We start from the raw sequence: 26,018 nt of genomic DNA on the forward strand, positions 1-26,018 counted from the left end.
TATAGTCGAGGATTTGTTACTTGGTGGGAAATTAGCGATCAAACAGAGGCGAAACGTTCAGCGTCTCCGAGCCAGCGTTGAATCAAGGGCTCAACGGCGTGTGGTAGTTGATACCAAAGCTGTTCTGCCATGGTTTGCACTTGTGGTAGTAGCTCTGCATCGCGCATGAGATCGGCAACGCGCAGCATTTGTAATCCCGTTTGGCGAGTACCAAGCATCTCACCTGGGCCGCGAATTTGTAGGTCTTGTTCGGCAATATAAAAGCCATCCTGGCTATCGCGTAACACCTGAATGCGCTGCTTACTGGTGAACGATAGTGGATTTTTATACAACAACACACAATGGCTGCGCGCGCTGCCACGACCCACTCGCCCGCGCAATTGATGCAGTTGCGCCAAGCCCAGCCGCTCAGGGTTTTCGATAATCATAAGGCTGGCGTTAGGCACGTCCACACCGACCTCAATGACAGTCGTCGCGACCAGTAGATCTAACTCATGCGCCTTAAAGCTGGCCATCACATCGGCTTTTTCTTTCGGTTTCATGCGTCCATGTACCAGCCCGATGCGCAGATGGGGTAAAGCTTCACGTAGTTCGGCGGCGGTATTTTCTGCCGCTTGGCATTGCAGGGTTTCGCTCTCTTCGATCAGTGTACAGACCCAATACGCTTGAGCACCTTCGGCACAAGCATTATTGACCCGCTCAATGACTTCAGGCCGACGCTGATCCGATATCGCGACTGTCGTGATTGGGCTACGGCCGGGCGGCAACTCGTCAATAATGGATGTGTCTAGATCCGCGTATGCGCTCATGGCCAGCGTTCGAGGAATAGGCGTGGCGGTCATAATGAGCTGATGCGGTGCGATATTTAAATGGGCGCCTTTTTCGCGTAGAGCTAAGCGCTGATGGACACCAAAGCGATGCTGCTCATCGATAATGACTAAGCCAAGGCGGGAGAAGTGCACATCGTCTTGAAATAAGGCATGAGTACCAATCACTAGCTGCGCGCTGCCATCAGCAATGGCCTCTTGGGCTTGGATGCGTGCTTTGCCTTTAATCTTGCCCGCCAACCAGCCAACCTGAATGCCTAACGGTTCAAACCACCCAGTTAAGTTTTGCAGATGTTGCTCGGCTAAGATCTCGGTGGGTGCCATGAGCGCAACCTGATATCCGGCTTCGAGCAAGTCGCACGCAGCAAGTGCGGCCACTAAGGTCTTGCCAGAGCCAACATCACCTTGCACTAAGCGCAGCATAGGGTAGGGGTTTTCGAGATCTGCGGTGATCTCAGCGGTCACCCGTTGTTGTGCATTGGTCGGTTTGAAGGGTAAAGCAGCCAGCAGTTTATTGCGTAAGGTATGCTGACTAATGACCGCTGGCGCCTGATCCGCTTGTACCTGAGCACGCAACTTATGCAGCGATAACTGGTGGGCCAATAGTTCTTCTAAAATCAGGCGTTTTTGTGCCGGATGCAGTCCGAGCATGAGGCGGTTTAAATCCGTGCCACTAGGTGGTTGATGCAAGAACAGCAAGGCTTGGCTTAATGTTGGTAAACGCCAATGGTGTAACCAATCGGCGGGTAATAGATCAGGCAGATCGACCTCTTGCTGCGCGAGTAGCTCAGTTGCTTGTTCGTGCAGTAATCGTAGTCGTTGCTGGCTAATGCCATCGGTTGCTGGGTAGACGGGCGTTAGTTTGGCTTCCAGTTCGGGGGGATCGTCGTCGCGCACCACCGAGTATTCAGGGTGATAAATCTCTAAGCCACTGGCTCCGCGTCGCGGTTCACCATAGCAACGTAATGTTGCACCTACCGCCATTTGATTCTTTTGCGCGGCGTTGAAATGATAAAAACGCAGACTCACGGTACCACTTTGATCTTGCAGTTTTACTAATAAACTCCGGCGTTTACCGAACAGGATATTGGCACCACGGACCTCACCCTGAAACACCGAAGGCGACATAGGCTGTAAAGCGCCAATCGGTGTTATACGACTGCGATCTTCATAGCGAAAGGGTAAGTGGAAAAACAAATCGGCCAGGGTGTGAATGTGCAGTTTATGCAACTGCTCAGCGAGCTTAGGACCAACGCCCTTGAGCTCGGTGAGTTTGCTTAACTTAGACATAAATAGGCTTAGCCATCGACAGCTTAGTGTTTAATACGGCATTGTGCCGCGGTGCTAAGCAACAGATCGATCGCTCGTCCGCGTGGGAAGCTGCCGCGCCACGCTAAGGCGACGGTACGAAATGGCGCAGGGCTTTCGAACGGGCGTGTCGTAACGAGATTAAGATCTAAATTACTGATCGCAGACTCCGGCAGTACAGTAATCCCCAAGCCAGAAGCCACCATGTATTTGAGCGTTTCGAGAGAGCTACCCTCAAGCACGCTGCCAAGGCGTGAATGATGTTTACGATTAAGCGCAGGGCAGTGTTCGAATACTTGATCGCGGAAGCAGTGCCCTTCGCCAAGCATAAGCAAATCTTCATCGGTGAGCTGCTCTGCCTTGATGGTCTTTTGCTTGGTCCATGCGTGCGTCTTCGGCAGCACTACGACAAAGTTTTCGTCGTATAGCGGACGCGTTAATACATCCGTTTCGGTGAAGGGCAGTGCCACTATGATGGCATCAAGTTCACCATCTCGTAATTGCCGACGTAGCACGCCTGTGTAGTTTTCTTCTAAGTACAAGGGCATAGTGGGCGCTTGTTGGTGGATTTGCGGCACAAGGTGTGGAAACAAGTACGGGCCAATGGTAAAAATGGCGCCTATCTTGAGAGGCGTTGTGAGTTGGTCTTTGCCGGAGCTCGCGATTTCTTTAATTGCGCGAGATTCTTCCAAAACGCGTTGCGCTTGGGCAATAATGCGCTCGCCGAGTGGCGTAACTGTAACCGAGCTTTTACTGCGTTCGAAAATGGCAATATCAAGCTCGCGTTCTAGTTTTTTGATGGCCACACTCAAGGTCGGTTGGCTTACGTGGCATTTTTCTGCCGCGCGTCCAAAATGATGTTCCTGCGCGAGAGTGATAATGTACTTAAGCTCGGTCAGGGTCATGATTGTTACCTTGAATGATTACAAGAAAGTTGATTTATTTTACCTATCTTTGGGCTAGGTTAAAGGCCGTTGACTAGAATAAAAAATTATCATTGGACGCACCTTGTTCTGTGGGGCGCCAACTGCCAAAGCGTGGAGGAGTAGCATGGCTCGAATTCTAATAGTGGGAACTGGCGACATCGGTGGTCATCTGGCTGAAACCTTAGTGCAGCAAGGGCATGATGTTTGGGGTATTCGCCGTTCAAATAAACCTGTCGCTGAAGGCGTAACGGTTATTAGCGCCGATGTTGCCGATGCTGAAACCTTAATTGATTTGCCGACGGAGCTGGATATCGTGGTGTATAGCGTCGCATCGCCGGTATTTTCGAAAGAGGGATATCACAATTATTACGTGAAAGGCCTGAAAAACATTTTAAAGGCAGTGAAAGACCAATCACCTAAGCGTGTCATCTTTGTGTCTAGTTCTAGTGTTTATCATCAAATGGATGGTGAATGGGTACACGAAACATCAGAAACTAAGCCAGGCAGCTTTGCTGGTAAAGAGATGTTAGCCGCAGAAGAAGCCCTAAACGCTGCAAACGTTCCGAGTACTTCAGTACGTTTTACCGGAATTTATGGCCCAGGTCGTACGCGCATGATCGAACAAGCCCGCCACGGTGGTTATTGTGATCCAGAGCCTGCTGTATGGACTAATCGTATTCATCGCGATGATTGTATCGGCGTACTGAATTTATTGATTAATAAAAGCCTTGCCGGTGAAACACTAGATAACCTGTATTTAGCAACCGATGATGAACCAGCTCCATTATTTGATGTACTTGAGTGGATGAAGGATCGCATTGGTGAAGTTGATCCAGATAATGACGTTGGCGAAGTCTCTCGCCGTGCGAATCGTCGTTGTTCTAATAAACGCTTACGAGCCTTAGGTTACGAATTTAAATTCGTCAATTACCGCGATGGCTATGATGTAATGCTGAACGATATGGGCTTGGTTTAAGGTCATTCAAACGCTAAAAAACAGCGGCCATTGGCTGGTGCTTTTTATTGGAAGCTCAGTAGCAATTGTTTAAAAGCGTTGGGGTCATTTTTTACAGTTGGCCTGCGCCTCAAGTTGAGGTGATAACAAATTGCCGATATTGCAAAAATATAATACCGTCAGGGCTTACTCAAGCAGCAAGGCTAGAAATCATGCGTTACGGATGGATGCTATTAATCGTTGGTTGTTTGAGCGCATGTACGTCGGTGCCGGTGAATCAATCTGTGCGTTACCCTACGGTTCGTATCGACAATGCCCTCGGAGAATCTGTGAGTGTGTTTATTAGTGATACGATGCGCACGATTGATTATGCCCAAGGTAATTTAATCCCAGCGGGTGACTCTATAGGTTTTCGCTACGTGCCAAGTAGCTCCGAGCAACCAAAGGCTTTAGATGCATCAATTGCTGCAATGAAAATCATGCTACGGAATGGCTGCAGCCGTTACCTGAATCGCTATGATTTATTACGGGAGTTCACCTTTGATGGCATCTGGGCGATGACGATTAATAGCGACACGATGAATTGCAATTAATGATTTTTGCGCAATAAAAAAGGCCTCACTGAGGCCTTTTTTATTGCTCTTGATCGACTTTTTGGCTTTATACCAACTCAAGCACACCGTCCATTTCAACGCCCGCGTCACGCGGCAACTGCGCTACACCTACCGCTGCGCGGGCTGGATATGGCTGTTGAAAGTATTCTGCCATCACTTTATTTACCGTAGCAAAGTTGCTGAGGTCTGTTAAAAAGATGTTCAGTTTCGCGATTTGTTGCAGTGAGCCACCGGCGGCTTCACACACGGCGCTTAGATTTTTAAAGACCTGATGAATACGCGCTTCAATGTCGCCTTCAACCATTTCCATGGTGCTTGGTACTAATGGAATCTGGCCTGACAAATAAACGGTTTTGCCGACTTTTACAGCTTGAGAGTATGTGCCGATAGCGGCTGGAGCGTTTTCGGTGGCAATGATCTCGCGGGTCATGAGAAATCCTTATTGTTTGATTCTGACGATTTTGTTCACGCCGCGAATAGTACGCAAGCGACGAATAGTGCGGGCTAGATGCTTACGGCCCTGAATACTGATTTTGAGATTGGTAACACTTAAACGAGCGTCTTTTTCTTCAACGCTAATTTTTTCGATATTGGCATCCGCTTGGTTAATCGCACTGGCGACTTCAACAATAATGCCGCGGCGATTTTCCATGTATACCTTAAGGTCTACGGTGAATTCGCTGCTGATATCTTTATCCCAGCTCAAAATAACGCATTTTTCTGGGTTATTACGTAGCTCTTCGACGTTACGACAATTTTCGGTATGAATCACTAAGCCGCGGCCAGAGCTGACGTGACCAACAATCGGGTCGCCAGGAATTGGGCTACAACATTTGGCAAAACTTACGACTAAACCTTCCGTACCTTTAATGGCTAACGGTGATGTTTCGATGGCATGAAGGTCAATATCAGTATCACGGTTAGCAACTAATAAACGGCGCGCTAGCAGCGGAGCCATGCGGTTACCGGAACCAATATCTTCGAGTAAGTCTTCTAATGAATCTAAGTTGGTTTCTTTCAGTACTTGGGCGATGTGCACTTGATCGATGTCTTCCATCGTTTTACCTAGTGCTGCTATGGCCTTACCAAGTAGGCGTTCACCTAAAGCGACTGATTCAGAGCGGCGTTGGCTCTTCAAATAATTGCGAATATTCGAACGCGCTTTCCCTGTGACCACAAAGTTGAGCCACGCCGGATTTGGCTGGGCACTGGCTGCAGTAACAATTTGCACTGTCTGACCATTTTGTAGGCGCGCACTCAAAGGGGCAAGCTGGCGGTCAATACGACAAGCGATACAGTGATTACCTACGTCGGTATGCACAGCATAAGCAAAGTCGATGGCAGTGGAGCCGGATGGCAGTTCTAAAATCTTGCCTTTTGGCGTGAACACATAAATTTCATCTGGGAATAGATCAACTTTTACGTGCTCAACGAATTCGATTGGGCTGCCCGCGTTCTTTTGCAACTCAAGTAGGTTTTGTACCCACTGTCGTGCGCGCTGAGTGCCACTGGCTTGATCGCTTTCTGATTTATACAACCAATGTGCCGCAATACCGTGGTTCGCCATCGCTTCCATTTCTTCGGTGCGAATCTGAATTTCAATCGGTACGCCACCAATGCCAATTAAGGTAGTGTGCAATGATTGATAACCGTTGGTTTTGGGGATGGCGATATAGTCTTTAAAACGACCTGGGATCGGCTTGTACAGACTGTGCATTGCCCCAAGCGTGCGGTAGCAGTCGTCGATAGAATCTGTGACGATGCGGAAACCGTACACATCCATAATATCGGCTAGCGATTTGCGCTGATCGCGCATCTTACTGTAAATACTGTACAGGTGCTTTTCGCGACCAAACACACGTACTGAAATATTGCTTTCGTTTAAGCGGGTCCGCACGGCTCCAGCGATATTATCGACGACTTCAGAACGATGGCCGCGAGCGGCTTTAACCGCCTTGCGAATCAACTCCGAGCGCATCGGATACATGGCTTCGAAACACAACTCTTCCATCTCAACCCGAATGCTATTTAAACCTAAGCGGTTGGCAATTGGGGAGTAAATGTCGAGTGTTTCGCGGGCAATACGACGGCGTTTTTCAGGCTTGAGCGACCCTAATGTGCGCAAGTTATGCAGGCGGTCGGCCAACTTAACCAAGATCACACGAATGTCTTTGGCCATGGCCATGGCCATCTTCTGGAAGTTCTCTGCTTGCTGCTCTTCTTTGCTCTCAAAATGGATATGCGTGAGCTTAGAAACACCATCGACAAGGTCAGTGACGACTTCGCCAAATTGGGTAGACAGGGCAGATTTCGGAATTCCAGTATCTTCGATCACGTCGTGCAGCATGGCGGCCATCAAACTTTGATGATCTAAGTGCATGTCGGTGAGGATATTAGCAACTGCTAATGGATGGATAATGTAGGGCTCGCCGCTACGGCGGCGTTGCCCTTCATGTGCCTGTTCGGCGTAGTAATAGGCGCGACATACCTGTTTGATCTGGCTGTTGCTCAGATATTGGGTAAGTCGCTCCGATAACGCATCAATGGTTGGCACTTAGCTCGCTCTTAGTACTCACGTTCCGCGCGGGCTGCTGCTTCTTGAGCGGCCATAGTCGTTGGCGTGACTAGGTCTTCAGCGATTTCGCGCAAAGCGATAACGGTTGGCTTGTCGTTTTCTTCAGGGACAAGAGGTTCAGCACCTTGAACAGCGATCTGGCGAGCGCGTTTAGACGCTAGCATGACCAATTCAAAGCGGTTTTCAACGTTGTTCAAGCAATCTTCTACGGTTACGCGTGCCATGATAGGTCCTGTAATCGGATATGAATTCAATAGAACCGAACATTGTATGCGAATTCCTCAATAAAGGAAGAGGGCGCAGACAAAATGGCGTTCAGCTGAGTAAGTTTTTCAGTGTATCTGCGTGGCGAATTCGCTGTGCTTCTAACCGATGGCGACGAGCAATAATGATGGCGCGCAGCTCTTCTACCGTGTTGTTGAAATCATCGTTGATGATCAAGTAATCGTATTCGCCGTAGTGGCTCATCTCGCTTTTGGCATCACGCATACGCCGAGCGATAATGTCATCACTGTCTTGGCCGCGATTTTGTAGGCGTTGTTGCAAAGCTTCAATTGACGGAGGAGCAATAAATACGCTGACTGCGCCGGTCATTTGCTTGCGTACTTGCTCGGCACCTTGCCAATCGATTTCTAAAATCACATCACGACCGGCTTCAAGCTCAGACTCTACCCAAGCTTGAGAGGTTCCGTAGAAATTATCAAAAACTTGAGCGTGCTCTAAAAATGCTCCGGCATCGATCAATTCTTGGAACTTCTCGCGGCTCACGAAGTTGTAGTCTTTACCATTTTCTTCGCCGGGGCGCGGCATCCGCGTGGTATGGGAAACCGATACACCAATATAGCCGGTAGAGTTAAGTAGGGCTTTTACTAAGCTTGTTTTACCGGCCCCTGACGGTGCAGAAAAAATAAACAGGGTGCCTGTGAATGTCTTTGTCATGATGATGAATATCGCTGCGCTGAAGATGGCTTAAGTATATCTCAAAATCGGCTTAACCATCAGGCTCGCCAAAAATACATCCCCGAAGCTTTCCCTAAAATATAGGGCGTTAGGCTCTGATTGGCTGTTTGCGTGGGAGGTCAGTTTTGGGATTACTCAATATTCTGCACTTGCTCGCGCATCTGTTCGATCAATACTTTTAAATCCACTGCGATGCGGGTGATGTCGCTGCGAATGGACTTCGATGACAGCGTGTTCGCTTCGCGATTCAGTTCTTGCATCATAAAGTCGAGGCGACGGCCTATGGGTTCGTCGCGGCTAAGTATGTCGCGCACTTCATGGGTGTGGGTGCGTAGACGGTCGGTTTCTTCGGCAATATCGGCTTTTTGTGCGGCCAATATCATTTCTTGTTCGATTCGCTGCGGGTCGAGTGTGTCTTTAAATTCACTCAGCTTGTCGTGCAGTTGCTGGCGTTGGGCGGCCAAAGCTTCGGGCATATGTTTGTCGACGGCGGCAACGTGGGTATCAATTTGATCAAGGCGTTGGCGAATCAGCTCGGCTAGGGCTTGCCCTTCGCGCTGGCGCGCAATGCTCAGTGCGGTCAGGCATTCAGCAAAACTGTTGAGCGCGGTTTTCTCCAATGCTTTGTTATCAGGGTCGCTATCGTCATGGCCATCAAGCACACCAGGCCATTGCATAAGGCGCAATACATCAAGCGTGTTACCGGGGCCGATAATAGCGGCGATTTGATCGGCAGCGTTATTGAGGTCTCGCACCAATGCTTCGTTGACGCGTAATTGGCTCTGTTGTTCTTGCGCCTGATATTTTAAAAATACTTCGATTTTGCCACGTTGGAAGCGTTGCTTGAGTTGTTCGCGTAGCAAGGGCTCTAGATCGCGAAAGGCGTCAGGCAGACGAAAATGGAGTTCTAGGTAACGGCTGTTGACCGATCGTACCTCCCAAACAAATCGGCCTGTGGCGTTTTGGGTGTCGGCTTGAATATGTTCACCACTATGGCGGGCGAAGGCGGTCATGCTGTAAGCCATGAAGTGCTCCCTTTCGAAATTAGAGCCACATTGTACGGATTTCCGGCCAGTTTTGCCGGTATAATGCCGGCCTTTGCACGACAATTTATTTGAGGATTCCAACTATGAGACCAAGTGGCCGTTCAGTCGATCAGCTTCGCGATGTTCGCATCACCCGTAATTTTACTATGCACGCTGAAGGCTCGGTGTTGGTTGAGTTTGGTAATACTAAAGTGATTTGTACCGCCAGTGTTGAAACCTCCGTGCCGCCATTTTTGCGCGGAAAAGGCCAAGGTTGGGTAACGGCTGAGTACGGTATGCTGCCGCGTTCGACCGGTTCGCGCATGATTCGTGAAGCGGCAAAAGGTAAGCAGCAAGGCCGTACCGTTGAGATCTCCCGTTTAATCGGTCGTAGTTTGCGTGCGGCGGTTGATTTAACAGCTCTTGGCGAAAACACGATTAATATCGACTGTGATGTTATTCAGGCCGATGGTGGCACGCGTACAGCGTCGATCACAGGTGCTTGCGTTGCTTTGGTGGATGCTATCGAGTGGCTAAAGAAAAACGGTAAGGTGAAAGGTGAACCACTGAAGCACATGATTGCTGCAGTATCGGTGGGTATGTACAAAGGCACCGCCGTTACCGATTTGGATTATGCTGAAGACTCTGAAGCTGAAACAGATTTGAATGTCATCATGACGGCCAGTGGCGGCTATGTTGAAATTCAAGGTACAGCAGAAGCTGAGCCGTTCACCCCTGATGAGTTAAGCGCTATGTTGGCGTTAGCACAAAAGGCGGTTGGCGAGTTGGCGCAAATTCAAAAAGCGGCACTTGAAGCCTAAGAACAAAGAGCAGAATTAATAACATTCTGAATAAAAAAAGGAGGCCAGCGCGGCCTCCTTTTTTATTACGTATTACTTCTTTTGGGCATCGAGCTTAATTAAACGTTGAATTACTCTTCTTCATCGTCGAATTCGTACTCAATTAACACCGCCGCATGTTGGCCAAAGTTAAGGTTTTTCTCGATGCGTGCTTCGACCACAAACTGGCGCACATTCGGCGTACAAATTTGCATGTCTTTGCGCCAGCCGTTTTGATTGCGGCGAGCACTGTCTTCGTCTGGCCACCAAGTAAATTGGTTTTCACCAAAGTTAGCTTCGCGGAAGGCATCGGCATAGCCCACCGGCCCAAAGATCTGGTCGAACCATGCGCGCTCTTTCGGTAAAAACCCAGGCGTGTCGTTAGCACCTTGCCAGTCGCTGAGATCGACGGTTTTGTGGGCGGCTTCAAAGTTGCCACAAAAAATGAACTCACGACGTTTACGTCGAGTTTTCTCTAAATGCGCTAAAAAGGCCTGCTGGAAGGCGAGCTTGTCTTCCAATGTGTTGTATTGATCGACGGCTGGAAACAACACTGAGCCTACGCTCACGTGCTCGAAGTCGGCTTGGATAAAGCGACCTTGTAAGTCCCAGCGCGAGTCGCCAATGCCCGTCATGATGGCCTTTGGTACTTCGCGAGTCAGTAATGCTACGCCCGAGTAGCCGTCGGCTTCAGCATCAAAGAAGTAGGCGTTAAAGCCCTTCGGATACACCACGTCGTCGGATAACTGATACTCTTTGGCCTTAAGATTTTGAATCGCAACGACGTCTACGTCGGCGGTCTCAAGCCAAGTATAAAGCCCCTTTTTGACCGCCTGTTCTAGGCCGTCAACGTGCAAGCTGATAATCCTCATACATGGTTCCCAACTGATGAAGCGTGTATCATACCGCATCCTTATTAAAGCGGGTAAATCTGGTGACATTTGTCAGCATTTTATTCTGTTCCACCCGCACGACCAATCATATCTAGGACTTGTTATGCAGCCGTATCAAAAAGAATTCATCGAATTTGCCATTCAGCAAGGTGTTCTCAAGTTTGGTGAGTTCACATTGAAGTCTGGGCGCATTAGTCCTTATTTTTTTAATGCTGGTTTGTTCAATAGCGGTGTAGCTTTGGCCAAGCTTGGCCGTTTTTATGCCGCAGCGCTAGAGGATTCCGGCGTTGAATACGATGTGGTATTCGGTCCTGCGTACAAAGGTATTCCATTGTCGGCTGCATTGACGATAGCACTAGCAGATCAATATCAAAAAGATGTGCCGTACGTCTTTAACCGCAAAGAAGCCAAAACCCACGGTGAGGGTGGCAACTTAGTGGGTGCACCATTAATGGGCCGTGTACTGATTGTAGACGATGTGATCACGGCAGGGACGGCAATTCGTGAAGTAATGGCAATGATTGCCGCCGCCGATGGCGCAACGCCAGCGGCTACACTGATCGCCCTAGATCGTCAAGAAAAAGGGCAGGGAGCGCTGTCTGCGATTCAAGAAGTGGAACGTGATTTTGATATGAAGGTTGTCAGTATTGTCGGTTTGAATCAGGTGTTGGATTATGTAGCCACGCAACCTGAACTCGCGCAGTATGCTGATGCTATTAGCGCGTATCGAGATCAATACGGAGTGAAGTAATGTCAACGCGATTAGTCTGGATGCTATCGGCGGCTTTGATTAGCCTACCGATGGCTGCTGAAGCCGGTATGAAGATGTATCGATTTAAGGTCGATGGTCATGTCGTTGTGAAAGATAACGTACCGCCAGATTTAGCGCCTTTGGGTTACGAAGTTCTTAATAGCCGCGGGATGGTTGAACGCGTGGTTCCACGAGCACCAACCGCGGAAGAGCGTGCGGCGACTGAACGTGCAGAAGCGCTTCGCTTGGATCGTGAACGTCGTCATGCAGAATTGCGTAATAAAGATGCTGATTTGAAGCGGTTGTACGCCCAACCGGGGGATGTTGATCGAGCGCAAACGCGTAAAGCCGACGAGATTGGCTCGTATATCGAACTGCAGTTTCGTCGCATCTCTGACCTTGAAGAGAAGTTAACGAAGGCGCAAGAAAAAGCGGCAAACGTTGAACGTCGCGGTCAAGAAGTCCCCGCCGATATGCGATTAGAAATCGTACAGTTGGAAAATGGCGTTCGCGACGCGCAGAAGAATATTGATATGCGCCGTAAAGAACTGGATGACAGTAAAATTCAGTTCCAAAAGCAGCGTGAGCGGTTGCGCATACTGCAAGTGTACGAGTTAGGTACCTTGCCAGAAGATGTAGATCCTGCACGATTGCCGCCGCTACAGAATTAACGGTTAGCGGCTTCAACGGGATGTAGACGCTAGAGGCCGCCTAAATCCTTATCACGCAGTAACGTTGGGCTCAGTAGAGCCCATTGTTCGTTCCAATACTGAGTTGGAAGCTCTTTGAACTCGCTGCGCACATATTGGCGAATTCGCCCTTCGATGACGGCCGTGAGTAAGTTTGCCTCCGCGCTGGCGGTTTGTACCGGCACTTTCTTCTCCCGCATTTCCGCTTCACGCAAAATTTGCTTCAGCTGAGTTTCAATGCGTTCGAAGAATTGTTGGATGCGCTGGCGTAGACGTTCAGTTTCCCCAGCTAAGGCATCACCCGAGAGTAAGCGACACATGCCCGGGTTCTTTTCGGCAAAGGTGAGTACTAACGTCAGAGTGCGTTCGCAACGTTCGTCGGCGAGTTCGAAATCCTGCAGGATACGGGTGATTCGAGAGAATACCGCGTCCTCAATGAAAGCGATAAGCCCTTCAAACATTTTTGCTTTGCTCGGGAAGTGACGATACAAGGCCGCTTCTGATACGCCCACCGCCTTAGCTAAGCTCGCCGTTGTGATACGAGCGCCCGGATTGCTCTCTAGCATCTGGGCGAGCGCTTGCAATATCTGATCGCGGCGTGAGATCTGTTCAGAATTATCTGACATTCAGACCCCGTTACGCGTTACGACGATTGGTGATGAGTGTGCCCACACCTTCGTCGGTAAAGAGTTCAAGCAAGGTTGAATGAGCCACTCGGCCGTCGATAATATGCGCGCTGTTAACGCCCGCATGTACTGCATCCAAAGCACATTGAATTTTCGGCAGCATACCACCGTAGATAGTGCCATCGGCAATCAGATCATCGACTTGCTTGGTTGATAACCCCGTTAATACCTTGCCTTCTTTATCCATTAAACCAGCGATGTTGGTCAGTAAAATCAACTTTTCAGCACGCAATACTTCCGCAACTTTACCAGCCACTAAATCGGCGTTGATGTTATATGACTCGCCGTCTTCGCCGACACCAATCGGTGCGATCACAGGAATAAAATCAGAATTAGTCAGCATGTCCAATACCGAGGTATTGATGCTGGCAACTTCACCGACATGGCCGATATCAATGATTTCGGTTTTTAACATGTCAGGGCTGCTTTTGGTGACGTGTAATTTGCGTGCATGCAGCAGCTGGCCGTCTTTACCTGTTAAACCAATGGCTTTGCCGCCGTTTTGGTTAATGAGGTTGACGATGCTTTTGTTCACTAGGCCGCCGAGCACCATTTCAACGACGTCCATGGTTTCGCTGGTGGTGACGCGCATGCCGTTAACGAATTCGCTTTGAATGTTCAGTTTGGTTAGCAAGTCGCCAATTTGGGGGCCGCCACCATGAACCACGATAGGGTTAATGCCAACCACCTTGAGCATGCCCATGTCGCGCGCGAATGAGTTTTTGAGGGTTTCGTCGGTCATGGCGTTACCGCCGTACTTAACCACGATGGTTTTACCCACAAAGCGCTGCAAATAAGGCAGTGCTGCACTTAGAACATTGGCGGTATTCATAGCGCTGTCACGCGATAACGGCATGGAGTTGCTCCTTCAGAACAGATACCAAAATATTAAGGCCAGTAAGCTGGCCTTAAAAAGAATGGTGGGCATTATAGCGTGATCTACTCACACCTCGCCAACCTGTTTACTATCGGTAGCTGAGGGATAAGCTAAAAAGGAACGTGGATTTCTGGCGCGTGTAGCGTAAGTGCCTGCTTCATTCGTTGTTGTATGCGCTGGATGGTTTGTTCGTTATCACCCGCAAATCGCAGGGTTAAACGTGGTGTGGTATTGGATACCCGTATTAATCCCCAGCCGTCGCTAAATTCAATGCGTAAGCCATCGGTGGTGAAGACGCGAGCATCTGCAATTAGATCGCTATCTTTTGCCAAGCTTTCCACTACAGCAAACTTACGCTGCTCGGTGGTATTGAGTGTAATTTCTGGCGTGCTGACGTCTTGGGGTAAATGCGCGAATACATCTGAGCAAGGCTCAGCGCGAGAAGCCAATATCTCTAGTAGGCGTGCACCAGCATAAAGACCGTCATCGAAGCCATACCAGCGTTCGCCAATGTAAAAATGGCCGCTGTATTCGCCACCAACAACGGCGTTGAGGTCGAGTAGTTTTTTCTTCATCAGCGAATGGCCAGTCTTCCACATGGTTGGACGACCGCCATTGCGATTAATCAATGGCGCTAAGTGACGCGACGATTTCACGTCGTACAGTACGTCGCGACCGGGATTGCGTGGCAAAATATCTTCAATTAACAGCATGAGTAAGCGATCAGGCCAAATAATGTTGCCTAGGTTGTCGACTAAGGCGACGCGATCACCATCGCCATCAAAAGCTAAACCAAGATCGGCACGATGCTCTGCAATGGCTGCCTGCAAGGCTACGAGATTTTCTGGTTCGCCTGGATCTGGGTGATGGTTAGGGAAATTGCCGTCGACATCGCAATATAATTCAATCACTTCTATTCCAAGGCGATTGAATAGCTGGCTTGCGATAGGGCCAGCGACACCATTGCCACCATCGATGACGATTTTCATATCTCGTGAAATTTGTACGTCTTCTTCAATGCGAGAAATGTAGGCTTCATCGAGTGAACGCTCTTCTACCATGCCAGTGCCGCTGCGGAAATCGCAACGCGCTATGCGATGATAGAGCCCCATGATTTGTTCTTGAGCTAGGGCTTGTTGGTCGATGACAACTTTTAGTCCGTTATAATTCGCTGGGTTATGACTGCCTGTGATCATAACGCCGCAAGGAGAATCGAGTTCAAACGTAGCAAAATAGAGCGCACCTGTCGGGAGTTCACCTAAGCGATTAACGTGACAGCCGGTTGACAGGATGCCGTCTTGTAAGTGGTGGGCAAAGCGTTCGCTTGATAGGCGACCATCCCAAGCTAAATTGATGCGATCAAAACCACGAATCACTACTTCAGAGCCGATTGCTTTACCTAGCCAGAACATCACATCGTTACTCAGTTCGGTATCTACAATGCCGCGAATATCGTAGGCGCGAAATATATGTTTGGGTATTTCTGGCGGCGTATTGTGATCAAACTCTTCGACTTCTAGCTCAGGTATCTCTGCGACGTTGGCTAGGTTCGATGAACTAAAATTAATCGCGGCTTTCGGCGTGTCGGTCTTAACATGCATAGGTAAGCGCTTTTCGGTGACTTCTTTGCGCTCTTCACCTATCGCATTTGGATTAAGTGTGTGTACCAAGTGGCGCAAGGCTTCTGCTAAATCGTGGAACAGCTTGAGCGAAAACTTAGGTGGTGTATCGATGCCTTTGCGTGTTAAACCGCGAACATAAACCAACAGATTTAAGTGGTTGCGTTTTAGTTCACGTTTTTGCAACCAAACAATAATGAATAAGCCTGCTAGCGTTGCAAAAAGCGACATAAACCAGGGGGTTGCTAGTGGCAGTAAAGCAAGTTCAGGGCGCTCATCTGCTGGGGTGTAGGTTAAAAACCAGTAGTCGTTAATCGCGCGGGCAACAGGCGTACTCTTATTTTTTGGGATGCTTCCCGCTGAGAAAATTTCGATGCCTTTGCGATCTACTTCTGGGTCAAGTAGTTGTCGCACTTGGATGTGCCCTAATTGATTGCTAACCCCAGCTTGGAAATTGGCTAGCCAGTTGGAGCCGTATTCTACCAACAGTACTCCAGCTATTTGTTGATCGACGAGAATGGGACTTGCCCAATAGAAGCGTAGCTTGTTGTCGCGGAGTACGGCTTCGACCTTCATGGAGGCGCCTTTAAGCGTGCGCGCAACTAAGTCTTTGACAGAAAATCCTAACTCTTCTTGTATGCCTCGGGATTGCTCTTCGTTAATGAGATAAACGTTTTGAGCGCCGGGCATGAAGTTCTTTAGAGTTTGCGTCCAAGAAACATCGGCGTGTTGCAGAGCGGCGATGGTTTGCGTTTGGCGACTGGCCGCGAGTTGTAACTGACGAGTATCGTCTAGGCGGGTGCTTAGCGCCTGTGCGACCTGCTCAGCCATGGCATTTGAGAAGGCTCTATCGACATCGGATTGGGTCATGAGGTTAATCTGCAGGCTCTGAATCGCGAGCCCGCCAGAAATAAACAATAATGCGAGCCAGATACTGACGCGACTGTAAAACACCACCGTGCGAGTGGGGGTGTTGTCTTTTTGACTCATGCATGACCCCGTTTGTCGGTTGATCCGACTTGTTATTATTATAGTCGGGCGGGCGACCTATTGCCGGCCTGAGTGGCCAAATCCGCCTTCTCCGCGTTCTGTTTCGTCAAATTCAGTGACGAGCTCAAATTGTGCTTGAACGACCGGAACCAAGACAAGTTGCGCCAAACGCTCGCCAATATCAAGCGTAAAGGCGTCTTTTCCGCGATTCCAGCAGCTGACCATTAGCTCACCTTGGTAATCGGAGTCGATCAAGCCGACCAAATTACCTAGGACGATACCGTGCTTATGACCTAGTCCCGAGCGTGGCAGTATCACTGCAGCTAAGCCTGGATCTTGGATATAAATCGACAGACCGGTTTTAACCAGAACGGTATCGCCAGGGTTCAATGTAACAGGAGCATCGATGCATGCGCGTAAATCCAGACCAGCAGAGCCCGAGGTTGCGTATTCTGGCATGGGAATGCTATCGCCAAGGCGAGGGTCTAGGACTTTAACTTGCAGCTTATGCATGGGTATTTTCCGTTCTATTCAGTAAATATTCTTGGTAACGATCAGCCATTAAGGTGATCAGGTGTCGTGCTAGTTGTTGCTTACTCATAGCGTCGTAGCGTGCTTCGCCGGTTGGCCAAAACACATTAACCGCATTGTCGTCGCTATTAAAGCCTATGTCATTACGCGACACATCATTGGCTATGATCATGGCGAGTTTTTTGCGATTGAGTTTGTCGCGGGCGTAATGTTCAACATCTTGGGTTTCAGCGGCAAACCCCACCGTAAAAGGGGCATTTTCTTGCGCTGCCACTGTGGCGACGATATCTGGATTTTTGATTAGGGTTAGGGTCAACTCATCGGTTGATTTCTTCACTTTCTGCTCAGCTACTTGTGCAGGGCGGTAATCGGCAACGGCAGCGGCTGCAATGAAAATTTGGCAGTGTTCTTGTTCGCTTTGTGCCGCTTGCAGCATATCTAATGCGCTCGATACCGGAACCACGCGAACGCGCTCGGGAGCAGGAATATTCACAGGGCCTGAAATTACCGTCACAAGGGCGCCTGCGTCTCGTGCGGCCGCAGCAAGTGCATAGCCCATCTTGCCGGAACTGTGGTTGCTTATATAGCGCACGGGGTCGATGGCTTCGCGGGTCGGTCCTGCGGTAATAACAACGCTCACACCGGCTAATATGCCGCTTTCGAATTGCTCAGCTATGGTCTGTGCAATTAATTCTGGCTCTAGCATGCGTCCCGGGCCGACATCGCCACAAGCTTGTTGGCCTTCTGCGGGGCCGATGACTTGCAGATTCGCGCCATGCGCATCTTTAAGACGCTGGAGATTGCTTTGGGTGATCGGATCAAGCCACATGGCTTGATTCATAGCAGGCGCAAGGCAAAGTTTGGCTTCGCTGGCGAGTACTACGGTTGTTAGTAGGTCGTTGCCCATGCCTTGAGCTAAGCGAGCAATCACATTAGCCGAGGCCGGAGCGATCAGAATTAAATCGGCCCACTTAGCTAATTCGATATGTCCCATGCCCGCTTCGGCTTCAGGGTCTAGTAATGCATGGTGAACGGGATTGCCGGACAATGCCTGTAGGGTGAGTGGGGTAATAAACTCAAGAGCGCCACTGGTCATTACCACGCGCACATCGGCACCGGCGCGTTTTAGAAAACGTACCAGTTCGGCGCTTTTATAAGCGGCAATGCCACCGCTAATGCCAAGTAGAATGCGACGATTACAGAGTTGTTGCATGAGGCTCTTTCGCGTGTCTAGAATGGGACTCAGTATATATCACAGACCTGCAGGGAGGTAGGTATGGCTATTTGCGATTGGCCAGCGCAGGAGCGCCCGCGAGAGAAACTATTAGAACAGGGGCCAAAAAGCCTTTCCGATGCTGAATTACTGGCGATTTTCTTGCGTACGGGTGTCACCGGTAAGAGCGCAGTGGATTTGGCTCGAGAATTGTTAAACGACTTCGGTGGTCTGCGACCTTTGCTGGTGGCTTCACAGAGTAAGTTTTGTGAGTCACACGGTTTAGGTCCAGCGAAGTATGCGCAGTTACAAGCGGTACTTGAAATGGCGCGAAGACATTTAGCGGAAGAGCTAAGGCGTGGAGATGCGCTGACCAGCCCTGAGCATACTCGAAATTATTTACAGGCACAGTTACGCGACCTTGATTATGAAGTGTTCGCCTGCCTGTTTCTTGATAATCAAAATCGCGTCGTAAAGTATGATGAATTGTTTCGCGGTACGATTGATGGTGCGGCGGTTTATCCGCGCGAAGTCTTGAAAAAAGCTCTTGCCGAAGGTGCTGCTGCGGTTATCTTTGCGCATAATCACCCCTCTGGCATTGCTGAACCGAGTCATGCTGATCGTGCCATTACCGACCGTTTGCAGCAGGCGCTGTCTTTGGTTGATATTCGGGTGCTCGATCACCTCGTCATCGGTGATGGATACTGTGTTTCATTCGCCGAGAGGGGGTGGATATGAGTGACATCTATCTGCACAAAAAATAATCTTCTGCTTGCGTGTGTTTGCGCCTTTTGGTATAAAGCGCAACTCTTTTCAGCCTGGGCGTAGAAAGTCATCGCAAAATGATGACGAATGCTTACGGTTGGTAACGAATTTTCCAAATTGTTCGATACAGTAAAAATCGGGGCGAAGATCAATGTCTAAGGTTTGCCAAGTTACAGGGAAAGGTCCTGTAACCGGGAATAACGTTTCCCACTCAAACATCAAAACTAAACGCCGCTTCCTGCCTAATCTGCAGAGCCACCGTTTTTGGGTGGAAAGCGAGAATCGTTTTGTGCGTCTGCGTATCTCTACCAAAGGTATGCGTATCATCGATAAGAAAGGTATCGATGTTGTTTTAGCTGAGCTGCGTTCACGCGGCGAAAAAGTCTAAGGAGACTCATCATGCCACGCGATAAAATCCGTTTAGTATCAAGTGCCGGTACCGGTCACTTTTACACAACTGATAAAAACAAGCGCACCATGCCTGAGAAAATGGAGATCAAGAAATTTGATCCTGTTGTTCGTCAGCACGTGATGTATAAAGAAGCCAAAATTAAGTAAGCTTCTTTTGCTTGAAGAAAACCCAGCCTCGGCTGGGTTTTTTTATGCCTGCAATTTCAATGTCTGCGTGTGGCATAATTTCGCATGTATCCACTCACTGATGTGACCTATGCCTGAATTACCCGAAGTTGAAACCACCCTGCGGGGTATTGAGCCTTATCTCCGCAATGTGCGGATAGAGCGCGTGATCGTGCGTCAGCCGCAGTTGCGTTGGCCAATAGATGACGACATCCAATTGTTAGTTGGGCAAACGGTGCGTGGTTTAACGCGTCGAGCCAAATACATCTTGGTTGAAACGGATGTTGGCACCGCAATCTGGCATTTGGGTATGTCGGGTTCGCTGCGCTTAGTAACCCCTACTGATGAACCAGCAAAGCATGATCATGTCGACTGGGTGCTGAGTAATGGCAAAGTGTTGCGTTATCACGATCCTCGCCGCTTTGGTGCGCTGTTATGGGTTTTACCAGGTGAATACAGTACACATCTGAGTCACCTAGGCCCAGAGCCGCTAACAGACGCCTTTGATGGCGATTATCTCTTTGCTCGCAGTCGTGGCAAAAGCCAAGCGATTAAAACCTTCATTATGGATGGCAAGGTGGTGGTTGGTGTGGGCAATATCTATGCAAATGAAAGTCTATTCCTTGCTGGAATACGACCAACTTTGGCGGCAGGGAAGGTGAGTAAAGCGCGCTACAACGAGTTGGCTGTGATTATCAAAGATGTGCTTGCTGCTGCGATTAAACAAGGTGGTACAACCTTGCGTGACTTTGTTGGTGGCGATGGTAAGCCTGGATATTTTGCTCAGCAGCTGCGCGTATATGGCCGTGGCGGTGAAGAATGTAAGGAGTGTAAAAGCTTATTAAAAGAAATTCGCCAAGGGCAGCGAGCCACCGTTTTTTGCCCGCAATGTCAGCGTTAATTGAGTGCTAATCTGGTTGAGAATGTTTTCTGTGCTATACAGCTAGTTAAACAAGAATAAATAACGAGATAGCCGTGCGTCAGCCAGAACACCCAATCATTATTGATATTGAAGCCTCTGGCTTCGGTCAGACCAGTTACCCTATAGAAATTGGCCTCGTGCTGGAAAATCATGAGCGTTTTTGCACCTTGATTGCTCCGCAGTCGGATTGGACTCATTGGGCAGATTCAGCGGAAGCAGTGCATGGTATCTCGCGTGATAACCTTATCCATGCGGGTAAATCCGCGCTCGACGTCGCCTTATATTTAAACTCGCTATTAGAAGGGGTGACTGCTTACTCCGACGGTTGGGTGGTGGATAAGCCCTGGTTAACGGTTCTTTTTCATGCGGCGGGTATCGACATGAAATTTCATTTGAGCCCGCTAGAAATGATCTTGTCGGAAGCTCAAATGACGATGTGGGCGGATGTTAAAACTCAGGTAATCAACGGCAGCAAGTTACGTCGTCATCGTGCCAGTAACGATGCTTGGATTATTCAAGAAACCTATCGACGTACCTTGTTGCAGCAAGCCTAAGTTTGGTTTTTAAATTGTCTCTTTAAGCCACTGCCAGCCGCGCCCTAACCACTCGTAAATCGCCCGTTCGCTTTTGTAGGTTGCACGCGATTCTATACGCCAATCGCTGTGGTCGCTCGCCATGCGATAGGCGGGGGCAGGAATCGGTTCTACCCCTATATTTTGAAAAAACACCATGGCGCGGGTTAAGTGTGACGCTTCGCTTACCAAAGCAACGCGCAGGTTTTCTAGGTAGGGAGCCATCATTTTGGCTTCGTCTTCGGTATCTCGTGCTTCGGGAAATGTCAGGATTTTTGCGGGTGTCATGCCGAGTTCAATCGCCGCTTCACGCATAACGTCGGCATGTGGGCGAGGATCACTGCCTGCGTAGCCAGATACTAATAATATGGCGTTTGGATTCGCGCGGGCGATACGCAACCCTTCTTCTAGGCGAAATAATGCAGAACCACTGAGTTGCATCACGGCGGGTAAATTAGGATTGCTGTTGTGGCTGCTGCCAAGTACCACAATAGCATCCACCGGTTGGCGAATATCGAATAGGGCGAAATCGCCTTCGACGGGAGCAATCAGTTGATCGGCAATTGGATGCCAGCTACTAAGCCCTAAAATGAGCATGGCGAGTACCAGCGCAAATTTTGCACGCCCAGGACGTTTGCGCAGTAGCCAAAGCCCTATGGCGATCAAAACTAACGATAGCGGGATCGGCATAAGCAGCATGCCGATCACTTTTTTTAGGTAAAACAGAATCACGGTCATGCTGTGTATTACTTCGCTACTGATACGACGCGGGCGCTGCCAATGCCTCTAGAGTCAGCGGCAGCCGTTACTTTATTGGTTGTTCGATCCCACAAAATTGCCTGCATATTGCCATAGGCTCGACTCACATTCTTCAATGTATGGCCCCGGACTTTCAATTCCTGCTGCAAGGCTTGGCTAAGTGCACCGGGTTCATATTCGACCACATCTGGTAGGTACTGGTGATGAATGCGCTTGCGGCGTACCCAGTCTTCAACGGGTTTATTTTGCTGATGTTCTAGTAGGCCTAGCAGAACCATGCTGATGATACGACTGCCTCCTGGGGTGCCTAAGATGGCTACTTGGTCGTCGGAGACCATCATGCTTGGCGACATGCTCGATAGTGGACGTTTACCCGGAGCGATAGCATTGGCAGCATTACCTACTAGGCCATAGGCATTCGCTGCGCCGGGTTTGGCGGAGAAGTCGTCCATCTCGTTGTTTAGTACAACACCTGTGCCTGCAGCCGTATAGGCTGAGCCAAACGGCAGGTTAATGCTCAGCGTTGCAGATACACGGTTGCCGTCTTTATCCAGCACCGACAAATGCGTTGTGTGGAAACCTTCTTCAATATTTTTAGGACCTTTAAGGGATAGGCTCGGCGTTGCCTTCATCATGTCTATGCTGTCGGCATAAGCGTGCGCTCGTGCTGGATCGAGAAGCATAGCGGTCGGCACATCGACGAAATCAGGGTCGCCTAAAAATTCGGCACGATCGCGGTAAGCGCGGCGCATAACTTCAATCAGTAGATGCGTTTGATCGGCTTCAGTCATCGACTGCCAATGGTATAAATCCAACATCTGTAGCATTTGCGCTATGGCGATGCCGCCGGAGGACGGCGGTGGAGCACTGATCAGTTCAGCATTGCCAAACGCCATGCGGATAGGCTCGCGCTCAATCACCTTGTAATTGGCTAGGTCCTCCATTGTCCAGTCACCGCCGTCGCGTTGCACAGCGGTAACTAAGCGTTGGGCAACGGGTCCTTGATAAAATCCATCATGGCCTGCACGAGCAAGTGCTTCGAGCGTGGTGGCTAGATCTCGTTGCACTAACTTATAGCCAACGTCTGGAATTTGTCCGCTGTTAAGAAAAATACCGGCCGAGCTAGGGTAACGACGCACGGCCTCTAAGCGATAGCTCAATAATTTACGGTAGTGATCATCAATAGCGAAACCCTGACGTGCTTGTTTAATCGCGGGGGCGAGAGATTTCGCCAGAGGTAATTTACCGTATTGACCAGCGAGGTGGGCAAAGGCGGCGGCTTGTCCTGGGATTCCCGCGGCGCTAGGGCCATTGGTTGCTCGATCGCGATTGACGGTGCCGTCTTTATTTAAGTAATAGTCTTTGTGTGCCGCAGAGGGTGCCATCTCACGAGCATCGACAAAGTGATACTGATCATCCTTGGCGCTGTAGAGTAGCCAAAAGCCACCCCCGCCCATCCCTGCACTGTAAGGTTCTACCACGCCTAAGCTCGCTGCTACGGCAATTGCAGCATCGAAAGCATTGCCTCCTTGAGCAAGTACATCCAATCCAGCCTGAGTGGCCAGAGGATGAGCGCTAGCCACTGCGACCGCACTGGGTTTGCTACTGACAGCACCTTTGCCACCAATGGCACAGGCGGTAAGACAGAACGCTATGAATAAACTGACACATGCGCCAGAAAACGAACGAATTTTAAATTTTAGGCGCATAAAAAAGGCCTCCAGCAAAGGGAGGCCCTAGTGTGTTGCAGTGAGGCAGGTCATGCAACCCACAAACAAGACAACCGACTGTTCCGATAAAATAGCGGATTAAGCGATTTTTTTACCGGTTAGGCGTTCGTACTTCGCCTCTAACTCTTCTTGGGTTTCTGCGTTGTTCTCGTCATGCGGGATACAATCAACAGGACAGACGAGCTGGCATTGCGGCTCATCGTAGTGGCCGATGCATTCAGTACACTTACTTGGATTGATTTCGTAAATTTCTTCGCCCGCTGAAATGGCTTCGTTTGGACATTCTGGTTCGCATACATCACAGTTGATGCATTCATCAGTAATAATCAAGGCCATGACTTACCTCCGTCAGGACTGGTTTTAATCAGGAATTCTTCATCGCTTTTTTTAAAGCGGCAACTACTTTGGGGTGAACGAAGGTTGATATATCGCCCCCCAGAGAGCCGACTTCACGTACGAGCGTAGAAGAAATATAGGAATAATGCTCCGAGGGTGTGAGGAACATGCTCTCGACATTCGGTGCTAATACACGATTCATATTGGCTAACTGGAATTCGTATTCGAAGTCCGATACGGCACGTAAACCACGCAGAATGATGTTCGCCTTTTTCTCTTTAACGAAATCTGCCAGCAAGTTATTGAAACCGACGACTTCAACATTGTGCAGATGGCTTAGTACATCCTTAGCTAGATCGACACGGGTTTCTAAGTCGAACATAGGTTTTTTCTTCGGGTTGTCAGCAACCGCCAGAATGATGTGATCGAACAAACGTGCCGCACGCTCAACCAAATCGGTATGACCATTGGTGATTGGGTCGAAAGTGCCTGGGTAGACGACAATATTCATAGGCTGGCCTAAACGGTTGCTAGTGCCGCGAATAGTAATAGATGCGGCGCTTGCAAACAACAAACACAGGTCAATATCGAGGAGCGCTCCTGTACGGCCATGCCGATAGATCTGGGCGAATAGTGAACTAGCGTGACACTGTTTACCTGTTAATAAGCCAATTATGCAGAGGCTTTCATTTTTGCTGCCAGTTGATTTGCTAACTTACAGGCAAATCCATAAACCGATAGCTGAGGGTTAGCACCAATGCTGGTTGGGAAAATTGACCCGTCAATTACAAATAAGTTGTCGAGATAATGGTATTTACCATTGCTATCGACCACACATTTTTCTAGATCTTCACCCATCGATAAACCGCCCATGACGTGAGCACTACCGGCAGTAAATGCATTAGAGCGGAATTCTAAGTTTTTAATACCATCTTTAGCTTCACGAATATTGTCATACCAAGGAGCATCGATATGCGCAGGACGCACTTTTTTTGCTCCCGCAGCAAACTGAACTTCTGCCATGGTGGTTAATGAGCGTTGGAAAGCTTCCCAAATGTAATCATTGATTGGGTAATCAACAATCGGTGAACCGTCATCGGCTAATTCAATCGATGCGCCAGGGCTCTCAGGATCAAAACCGTCACGTACTAACGACAGTAAAGCGTTAATATTAGGCAGTTTGGTGATGGCATCATAGTGTGCTGCGCCATGACCTAATAAGAGCACTGAAGTAAGGCCTGGGTGCAGTGGCGTTGCTTCCATCTTGAAACCAGCAGGACCGGTGACATTTTTCCATTGAAAATGATCAGAATAAATAGACTGTGGTGCACCGTAGTAAGGATCAATTAAGTGATCGAATTCTGCGAAGCTGAAAGACACTGGATGCAAGAAAGTACGCTTACCAACGCGCTTTTTCGGATCAGGAGCTTTAGATCGCAATAGTAAAGCCGGGCCATTGATCCCGCCGCACGACATAACGACATGTGGTGCTTTAACAATCATGGTTTTTCCGGTCGGTTTATAATCCGAATTTAATGCCGTAACTTCTACCCCGAGTACCTTTTTACCTTCGATAATTAGGCGCTCAGCACGTGCGCTATACACCAGCGCAGAATCTTTATTTAGCGCGCCAGGAATGGTGGTAACTAACATTGATTGTTTGGCGTTGGTTGGACAGCCAGTGCCGCAATAACCTAAGTTCCAGCAGCCAGCGACGTTGCGTGGAATTACTTTCCAGTCAAGACCCAGCTTTTCGGCGCCACGACTTAATACCGCATTATTTTCGTTCGGTGGTACCGCCCACTCAGAGATATTTAAGCGTTTTTCCATACGCTCAAACCAAGGTGCCATTTCTTCTTTACTGCTACCTTTTAATTTAAATTCTTCAGCCCAGTAGCCTAGAGTTTCTTCTGGCGTATGAAAACTTGAGGTCCAGTTAATGACGGTTGTTCCGCCAACACAGCGACCTTGCAGAATTGACATAGAACCATCTTTGCTCATACGGCCTGCACTTTCTTGATACAGATCGTGATAGGCCTTTCTCTCGTCCATTTTAAAGTCGTTTGTGCTTTTTAATGGA

28 protein-coding genes are annotated in these 26,018 nt (G+C 49.1%); 10 read left to right on the forward strand and 18 right to left on the reverse strand.

Annotation, left to right across the window (positions count from 1 at the left end; translation table 11 throughout):
* Positions 1 to 38 precede the first annotated feature (38 nt).
* Together recG and UXZ23_RS06560 are read right to left on the reverse strand one after the other, a co-directional pair.
* Complete coding sequence (gene recG / locus UXZ23_RS06555) at positions 39 to 2,117, reverse strand: ATP-dependent DNA helicase RecG (protein WP_320819823.1); 2,079 nt, start codon at positions 2,115 to 2,117, stop codon at positions 39 to 41.
* Positions 2,118 to 2,140: 23 nt separating this feature from the next.
* Positions 2,141 to 3,040, reverse strand: a complete 900-nt coding sequence (locus UXZ23_RS06560; protein WP_320819824.1) for a hydrogen peroxide-inducible genes activator — start codon at positions 3,038 to 3,040, stop codon at positions 2,141 to 2,143.
* A 145-nt stretch (positions 3,041 to 3,185) separates the two neighbouring features.
* Here UXZ23_RS06560 and UXZ23_RS06565 point away from each other — a divergent pair, with 145 nt between their 5' ends.
* Complete coding sequence (locus UXZ23_RS06565) at positions 3,186 to 4,037, forward strand: NAD-dependent epimerase/dehydratase family protein (RefSeq protein ID WP_320819825.1); 852 nt, start codon at positions 3,186 to 3,188, stop codon at positions 4,035 to 4,037.
* A gap of 191 nt (positions 4,038 to 4,228) precedes the next feature.
* On the forward strand, positions 4,229 to 4,609 hold the full coding sequence (locus UXZ23_RS06570) for a hypothetical protein (RefSeq protein ID WP_320819826.1): 381 nt from the start codon (positions 4,229 to 4,231) through the stop codon (positions 4,607 to 4,609).
* 67 nt (positions 4,610 to 4,676) lie between these two features.
* On the opposite strand, the gene UXZ23_RS06575 is transcribed toward UXZ23_RS06570, so the two are convergent.
* The 5 genes from UXZ23_RS06575 to UXZ23_RS06595 all read right to left on the reverse strand — a co-directional run bounded on the left by UXZ23_RS06575 (position 4,677) and on the right by UXZ23_RS06595 (position 9,190).
* Entirely contained in the window at positions 4,677 to 5,060 is a 384-nt protein-coding gene (locus tag UXZ23_RS06575) for a RidA family protein (protein WP_320819827.1), read from the reverse strand.
* A 9-nt stretch (positions 5,061 to 5,069) separates the two neighbouring features.
* Positions 5,070 to 7,184, reverse strand: a complete 2,115-nt coding sequence (spoT, locus tag UXZ23_RS06580) for a bifunctional GTP diphosphokinase/guanosine-3',5'-bis pyrophosphate 3'-pyrophosphohydrolase (RefSeq protein WP_320819828.1) — start codon at positions 7,182 to 7,184, stop codon at positions 5,070 to 5,072.
* 11 nt (positions 7,185 to 7,195) lie between these two features.
* A complete protein-coding gene (rpoZ, locus tag UXZ23_RS06585; RefSeq protein ID WP_015485369.1) occupies positions 7,196 to 7,429 on the reverse strand; it encodes a DNA-directed RNA polymerase subunit omega in 234 nt (77 codons plus the stop codon).
* Between the two features lie 91 nt (positions 7,430 to 7,520).
* Entirely contained in the window at positions 7,521 to 8,144 is a 624-nt protein-coding gene (gene gmk, locus UXZ23_RS06590) for a guanylate kinase (RefSeq protein WP_320819829.1), read from the reverse strand.
* A 152-nt stretch (positions 8,145 to 8,296) separates the two neighbouring features.
* On the reverse strand, positions 8,297 to 9,190 hold the full coding sequence (locus tag UXZ23_RS06595; protein WP_320819830.1) for a YicC/YloC family endoribonuclease: 894 nt from the start codon (positions 9,188 to 9,190) through the stop codon (positions 8,297 to 8,299).
* 104 nt (positions 9,191 to 9,294) lie between these two features.
* On the opposite strand from UXZ23_RS06595, the gene rph reads away from it, so the two are divergent.
* Positions 9,295 to 10,011, forward strand: a complete 717-nt coding sequence (gene rph / locus UXZ23_RS06600; protein ID WP_320819831.1) for a ribonuclease PH — start codon at positions 9,295 to 9,297, stop codon at positions 10,009 to 10,011.
* A 110-nt stretch (positions 10,012 to 10,121) separates the two neighbouring features.
* Here rph and UXZ23_RS06605 read toward each other — a convergent pair whose 3' ends face one another.
* A complete protein-coding gene (locus UXZ23_RS06605; RefSeq protein WP_320819832.1) occupies positions 10,122 to 10,901 on the reverse strand; it encodes an exodeoxyribonuclease III in 780 nt (259 codons plus the stop codon).
* A gap of 124 nt (positions 10,902 to 11,025) precedes the next feature.
* Between UXZ23_RS06605 and pyrE the strand changes: the two genes are divergently transcribed.
* Together pyrE and UXZ23_RS06615 are read left to right on the forward strand one after the other, a co-directional pair.
* Positions 11,026 to 11,673 carry an orotate phosphoribosyltransferase gene (gene pyrE, locus UXZ23_RS06610; protein ID WP_320819848.1) on the forward strand — a complete coding sequence of 216 codons (648 nt, stop codon included), beginning with the start codon at positions 11,026 to 11,028 and terminating at the stop codon, positions 11,671 to 11,673.
* Positions 11,673 to 12,344 (forward strand): hypothetical protein, encoded by a 672-nt coding sequence (locus UXZ23_RS06615; RefSeq protein ID WP_320819833.1) that lies wholly within the window; start codon positions 11,673 to 11,675, stop codon positions 12,342 to 12,344. Before pyrE ends, UXZ23_RS06615 begins: the two co-directional genes overlap by 1 nt.
* Positions 12,345 to 12,373: 29 nt before the next feature.
* On the opposite strand, the gene slmA is transcribed toward UXZ23_RS06615, so the two are convergent.
* The 5 genes from slmA to coaBC all read right to left on the reverse strand — a co-directional run bounded on the left by slmA (position 12,374) and on the right by coaBC (position 18,278).
* Positions 12,374 to 12,988, reverse strand: coding sequence for a nucleoid occlusion factor SlmA (slmA, locus tag UXZ23_RS06620; protein ID WP_015485395.1), 615 nt, complete (start codon positions 12,986 to 12,988; stop codon positions 12,374 to 12,376).
* A 10-nt stretch (positions 12,989 to 12,998) separates the two neighbouring features.
* Complete coding sequence (gene argB / locus UXZ23_RS06625; RefSeq protein ID WP_320819834.1) at positions 12,999 to 13,904, reverse strand: acetylglutamate kinase; 906 nt, start codon at positions 13,902 to 13,904, stop codon at positions 12,999 to 13,001.
* Between the two features lie 131 nt (positions 13,905 to 14,035).
* On the reverse strand, positions 14,036 to 16,534 hold the full coding sequence (locus UXZ23_RS06630; RefSeq protein ID WP_320819835.1) for a phosphomannomutase/phosphoglucomutase: 2,499 nt from the start codon (positions 16,532 to 16,534) through the stop codon (positions 14,036 to 14,038).
* Between the two features lie 57 nt (positions 16,535 to 16,591).
* Entirely contained in the window at positions 16,592 to 17,047 is a 456-nt protein-coding gene (gene dut / locus UXZ23_RS06635) for a dUTP diphosphatase (protein ID WP_320819836.1), read from the reverse strand.
* Complete coding sequence (gene coaBC / locus UXZ23_RS06640) at positions 17,040 to 18,278, reverse strand: bifunctional phosphopantothenoylcysteine decarboxylase/phosphopantothenate--cysteine ligase CoaBC (RefSeq protein WP_320819837.1); 1,239 nt, start codon at positions 18,276 to 18,278, stop codon at positions 17,040 to 17,042. The genes dut and coaBC overlap by 8 nt, the downstream gene beginning before the upstream one ends.
* A gap of 63 nt (positions 18,279 to 18,341) precedes the next feature.
* Here coaBC and radC point away from each other — a divergent pair, with 63 nt between their 5' ends.
* The 5 genes from radC to UXZ23_RS06665 all read left to right on the forward strand — a co-directional run bounded on the left by radC (position 18,342) and on the right by UXZ23_RS06665 (position 21,095).
* Entirely contained in the window at positions 18,342 to 19,016 is a 675-nt protein-coding gene (gene radC, locus UXZ23_RS06645; RefSeq protein ID WP_320819838.1) for a RadC family protein, read from the forward strand.
* A gap of 178 nt (positions 19,017 to 19,194) precedes the next feature.
* A complete protein-coding gene (rpmB, locus tag UXZ23_RS06650) occupies positions 19,195 to 19,431 on the forward strand; it encodes a 50S ribosomal protein L28 (RefSeq protein WP_015485402.1) in 237 nt (78 codons plus the stop codon).
* A gap of 11 nt (positions 19,432 to 19,442) precedes the next feature.
* On the forward strand, positions 19,443 to 19,601 hold the full coding sequence (gene rpmG, locus UXZ23_RS06655; protein WP_015485403.1) for a 50S ribosomal protein L33: 159 nt from the start codon (positions 19,443 to 19,445) through the stop codon (positions 19,599 to 19,601).
* Between the two features lie 109 nt (positions 19,602 to 19,710).
* A complete protein-coding gene (mutM, locus tag UXZ23_RS06660) occupies positions 19,711 to 20,520 on the forward strand; it encodes a bifunctional DNA-formamidopyrimidine glycosylase/DNA-(apurinic or apyrimidinic site) lyase (RefSeq protein WP_320819839.1) in 810 nt (269 codons plus the stop codon).
* Between the two features lie 74 nt (positions 20,521 to 20,594).
* Positions 20,595 to 21,095 (forward strand): hypothetical protein, encoded by a 501-nt coding sequence (locus tag UXZ23_RS06665; protein ID WP_320819840.1) that lies wholly within the window; start codon positions 20,595 to 20,597, stop codon positions 21,093 to 21,095.
* A 9-nt stretch (positions 21,096 to 21,104) separates the two neighbouring features.
* Here the strand turns inward: UXZ23_RS06665 and UXZ23_RS06670 are convergent, their stop codons facing one another.
* The 5 genes from UXZ23_RS06670 to UXZ23_RS06690 all read right to left on the reverse strand — a co-directional run.
* On the reverse strand, positions 21,105 to 21,851 hold the full coding sequence (locus UXZ23_RS06670; protein WP_320819841.1) for an ElyC/SanA/YdcF family protein: 747 nt from the start codon (positions 21,849 to 21,851) through the stop codon (positions 21,105 to 21,107).
* A gap of 8 nt (positions 21,852 to 21,859) precedes the next feature.
* A complete protein-coding gene (ggt, locus tag UXZ23_RS06675) occupies positions 21,860 to 23,581 on the reverse strand; it encodes a gamma-glutamyltransferase (protein WP_320819842.1) in 1,722 nt (573 codons plus the stop codon).
* A 99-nt stretch (positions 23,582 to 23,680) separates the two neighbouring features.
* Entirely contained in the window at positions 23,681 to 23,938 is a 258-nt protein-coding gene (locus tag UXZ23_RS06680; protein ID WP_320819843.1) for a YfhL family 4Fe-4S dicluster ferredoxin, read from the reverse strand.
* 28 nt (positions 23,939 to 23,966) lie between these two features.
* Complete coding sequence (coaD, locus tag UXZ23_RS06685) at positions 23,967 to 24,449, reverse strand: pantetheine-phosphate adenylyltransferase (protein WP_320819844.1); 483 nt, start codon at positions 24,447 to 24,449, stop codon at positions 23,967 to 23,969.
* A gap of 161 nt (positions 24,450 to 24,610) precedes the next feature.
* Positions 24,611 to 26,018: GMC family oxidoreductase N-terminal domain-containing protein (locus tag UXZ23_RS06690; RefSeq protein ID WP_320819845.1), on the reverse strand; the 1,408-nt coding region annotated here is incomplete at its 5' end.

The sequence above is a fragment of the Thalassolituus sp. genome (assembly GCF_034111725.1).
GTDB lineage: Bacteria > Pseudomonadota > Gammaproteobacteria > Pseudomonadales > Oceanobacteraceae > Thalassolituus.